This window comes from Winogradskyella sp. Asnod2-B02-A (assembly GCF_045063645.1).
In the GTDB taxonomy this organism is placed as follows: domain Bacteria; phylum Bacteroidota; class Bacteroidia; order Flavobacteriales; family Flavobacteriaceae; genus Winogradskyella.
Map to the genome: position 1 here is coordinate 1 of NZ_JBEFOG010000016.1, position 5,055 is coordinate 5,055.

The following is a 5,055-nucleotide window of genomic DNA, read 5'->3' on the forward strand; positions in this document are numbered from 1 at the left end:
ATGTGATGATGAGAGCAATGATGGATTTTCAGAGTTCGATTTAGAGTCACAGACTGCGATTATTTTAGGATCACAACCCTCATCAGATTACAATGTGAGTTATCATTTAAGTTTTGATGATGCAGATGCAGGTACAGGAGCATTACCACTAACATATACCAATACAGAAAACACCCAATCGATATTTGTAAGAGTAGAGAATTCAGGGGATTCAGATTGTTATAATGCCACAGCGACGGCCTTGTTTGATTTAGTAGTCAATACAAGAGCTTTAGCAACAGCACCAGATGATATGTTGGTTTGTGATGATCCTAGTAATGATGGTTTTGCGACGTTTGATTTAAGCAGTCAAGAAGCGGTTATTTTAGGGGCACAAGATCCAGCGACCTACACAGTATCGTTTCATACGAGTCAAGATGATGCAGATACTAATACAGGATCTTTACCAACAAGTTACACCAATAGTACACCAAATCAAGAGACGATTTATGTAAGAGTGGAAGATCCATTATATCCAGATTGTTACAATACCACAAGTTTCGATGTAATCATAAACGCTTTACCAAACATTGTTTCTGTAACACCATTACAAGTTTGTGATGATGATACCGATGGCTTTGTAGGATTTCCTTTAAGTACTAAAGTAGCGGATTTATTAAACGGTCAAACAGGAATAAATGTTACGTTTCATGAAAACTTAGCCGGAGCCGAATCAGATCCAGCGACAGCAGAAATATTTGACGGTTACATTAATACAACAATGACCAGTGAGACGGTATTTGTACGATTAGAGAATACCACGACCAACTGTTATAATGTGAACACTCTTGTTCTAGAGGTTTTAGAAAACCCAATCGCGAATACCACAACCGCTTTAGAAGTTTGTGATGATAATTCAGACGGTTTAGCCGTCTTTGATTTAAGTCTAAAAGATGCTGAAGTTATCGGTTCACAAACAGGAATGACGGTAAGCTATTATGCGAACCCAGCAGATGCAGAAACAGGAGATAACCCATTGGGAACAAACTACACAAACACTGTAGGAGGCGCCCAAGAAATTTATGTACGCATAGAAAATGACGTTACGGGCTGTTACGATACTGGGATATTACAACTTATAGTGAATCCAAAACCATTAACTGTAGCTGTGACAGCATACGAGTTATGTGATTATGATCTACCAGGAGATGAAGAAGAACGCTTTGATCTAAGCACCAAAACAGATGAAATTTTAAATGGTCAAGTCAATGTTTCGGTAACCTATTACGCAGATGCCGCAGATGCCGCTGCAGAAGTTGATCCTATAACAGGGTTTTATACCAATATTAGCAATCCACAAACAATAGTTGCGGTCTTAACCAATACACTAACCAATTGTACTTCAGAAGTGACTTTTGATTTAATAGTAAATCCGTTACCAACAGTAATCGCACCAAGCGCATTAGAAGTTTGTGATGATGGTACACCAGACGGTTTAACGGAGATGGATTTAAGTATCAAGAACACCGAGATTACAGGAAATAATCCAATTTATGCAGTCAGCTATTACGAATTTTTAGTAGATGCCGAAGACGAGATGAATCCGTTACCAACACTTTATACGAATACCAGCAACGGCCAAATTATCTTTGTACGTGTAGAAGATACCAATACCGGTTGTTATGAGACTACAACATTAGAGTTAATTGTAGAACAAGCACCAGTGGCTTTTACACCAGAAGCTCTAAGATATTGTGATCCAGATAATGATGGCTTTGGATTATTTGCACTTACCGATACAGAAAATGAGATTACCGGAGGAGCTTCAGGCTTATCGGTGACTTATCACGAAACAGAGACGAATGCCAATAATGGAGTTGATGCCATAGACACTACGGTAAGCTATAATAATATTGTACAAGACGCACAAACCCTTTATGTAAGAGTAGAGAGTGAGACTATTGCTACAGACTGTGCTACTATTGTCGTACTCGATTTAATCGTAGAGCCAACACCACAATTAGTTGCGCCAACACCATTAGAAGCTTGTGATGATATCTCAGCAGATGGTTATGCGACGTTTGATTTAACGACCAAAGCAGATGAAATCTTAAACGGTCAAGACCCAATGCAGTATATTCTTAGTTATTATGTAACCGAAGAAAATGCCGCAGCAGCGACAAACCCAATAGCAAATCCACTAGCTTATACCAATACCGATGATTTTAATCAAATCATATGGATCCGTGTAGAAGATAATACGACAGTAGAAGGCTGTTACAAGCTAATAAGTTTAGAATTAATAGTAAATCCATTACCAGTTTTAGTGACACCAGCACCATTAGAGCTGTGTGATGATAATAATCCAGGAGATGAGCAAGAAGCCTTTATCTTAGAAGAGGCGAATGCAGAAATTTTAAATGGTCAAACAGGAATTACTTTAACATATTATGAGACCCAATCAGATGCAGATACAGCGACAAGTCCAATTGTAAGTTCGTATGTCAATGTATTAAGCAATCCTCAGACTATATTTGTAAGAGCACAAAATGATATCACAGGCTGTTATAATACGGTTACCGTAACCCTTAGAGTGAATCCAATTCCATCGCCAGAACCAAATCCAGAACCAATCGAAGTTTGTGATGACGATAATGATGGTTTTGCAGAATTTGATTTAGAACTAAACACAATAGATATCACAAATGGGGAATCTGATGTGGAGATTACATATCACGAAACACAAAGTGATGCACAGACCGGAGACAATGCCATTACAGGTTTGTATACCAATGTTGTAGCGAATAATCAAATGATTTATGTGAGATCAGAGAACACATTGACGGGTTGTTACAGTCTTACACAAAACACGATGGAGCTTATTGTGCATCCAGCACCAGAAGTACCAACCACAATAGAACCTTATACGATTTGTGATAGTGATTACGATGGAGTCTCTCAATTTGATTTGACGACCATGAACGATGAAATTTTAAACGGTCAAGATCCAACAGCCGTAGAATTAACTTACCATATTAGTGCCGCAAACGCAGAAGATGGCAGCAACCCAATCATCAATGTCGGTAACTATACTAATAATGGTAATCCACAAATCATTTATGTACGCTTATATGATCCTATCACCACATGTTACGATACCGGTCTGTTTGAATTGATAGTCGCATTGCCACCAGCAGCGATACAACCAAGCCAGTTAAGTGAATGTGATGATTTAGGAGAAGTGCCAGGAGATGAATACACTATGTTTGATCTTACGGTAAAAGATGCAGAAATCACAGGAGGCAATGCCAGCTGGTCAGTAGCCTATTATGAGACTAATGCAGATGCTCAAGCACAAGACAATGCGATACCAGATCCAACCCAATACACCAACACCGAGGTGAATGGTCAGGGAGCAAACCCTCAGACACTTTATGTCGTGGTTACCGATACCGATACAGGTTGTGTAGACTATGTGACTTTAACGATACGCGTATTACCAAACCCAACACCAACGCCAAGCAATTTATTACCAAATTTAGAATTGTGTGATGAAATCAATACAGGAGATGGCTTTGAAGTGTTTGATCTTACAGAAAACGAAACGTTAATCCGAAATGAAGAAGACGGAGTAACTATCACGTATCATGAGACAGCAGAAGATGCGGACTCAGGAACAAACCCAATTCCAGACCCAACGCAATACACTAACATAGAAACACCAGAACAAGAGATCTATGTAAGAATGACCAAAGACGCTACCGGTTGTTATGCTTTGGTAGACTTTACTATTGTTGTACAGCCATTACCAACCGTTGTTGCCGTTACCGATTTTATACAATGTGAATTGTTTACCGATGGCTTTGATAACTTTGATTTAACCACCAAAGACGCAGAAGTTTTAAATGGTCAAGATAGCAATGCGTTTACGGTAAGTTATCATGAAAATATTGCAGATGCCGAAGCCGGTATGAATGGTTTGGTAAGTCTATATACCAACATTAGTAATCCACAACAGATTTTTGTGACTATTACCAATAATGAGACCGGTTGTTCAATAAGCACACAAAGCTTTAATATCGAAGTTCAAGAAGCCGCACAGGCGAATCCAGATTTAGACGCTATTGTATTTGAAGAATGTGACAATAACATGGAAACGGATGGAGATACCACCAATGATGTTACACAGTTTGATTTACTCACTATGAATGCCGAGGTATTAGATGGTCAAGATGATACCAACTATATCGTAACGTACTATGATAATGAAGATGATGCTAATAACAATGTCAATCCATTACCAACGGAATATGAAAATGTCGTTAACCCACAAGTAATCTATGCCAGAGTAGATAATGACACACCAGACGGAGTAACCGGAATTGACACCTCAATTTGTTATGCCATTACAGAGTTGACTTTACAGGTGAACCCGTTGCCAGAGTTCATTATAGATGAGAATTATATTTTGTGTGTAGGTACAGATGGAAGCGAAGTCTTAGATCCTTTAGAGATACAGACAGGATTATCTACAGCCGACTATAGTTTTGAATGGAGTTATGAAGGCACTGTAATGCCTGCAGAGACAGGATCAAGTTTAATGCCAAGTGTAGGAGGAAATTATAGTGTTACAGTAACCAATATAATAACTGGATGTTTACAAACAGATGAGACCTTGGTTACAGAAAGTGGACCACCAACACTTACAATAGATGTGTTAACACAAGCTTTTGAAGAAAACAACGTTTTACAAGCAACAGCGCTTGGAGATGGAGTGTATGAATACAGTATGGATGGAGGTGCATGGCAAGATAACGGTATTTTCACCAATGTTTTTGCAGGCATACATTACATCACCGCCAGAGATAAGAATGGCTGTGGATTGACCACGGAATCTGAGTTCATAATCGATTATCCGCTATATTTTACGCCAAACGGAGATGGACAAAATGAAACTTGGAACATAGAAGGTATTGGAAGTAATGCAAAAATTTATATATTTGACCGTTATGGAAAGCTGTTGAAACAATTGAGTCCTGATGGAAACGGTTGGGACGGTACCTACAATGGTAATGC

1 protein-coding gene is annotated in these 5,055 nt (G+C 38.8%); it reads left to right on the top strand.

The annotated features are described in order from the left end of the window. Positions 1-5,055, top strand: a 5,055-nt coding sequence (locus ACJJVO_RS00295) for a T9SS type B sorting domain-containing protein (protein WP_405569008.1), incomplete at both ends; no start/stop codon positions are given.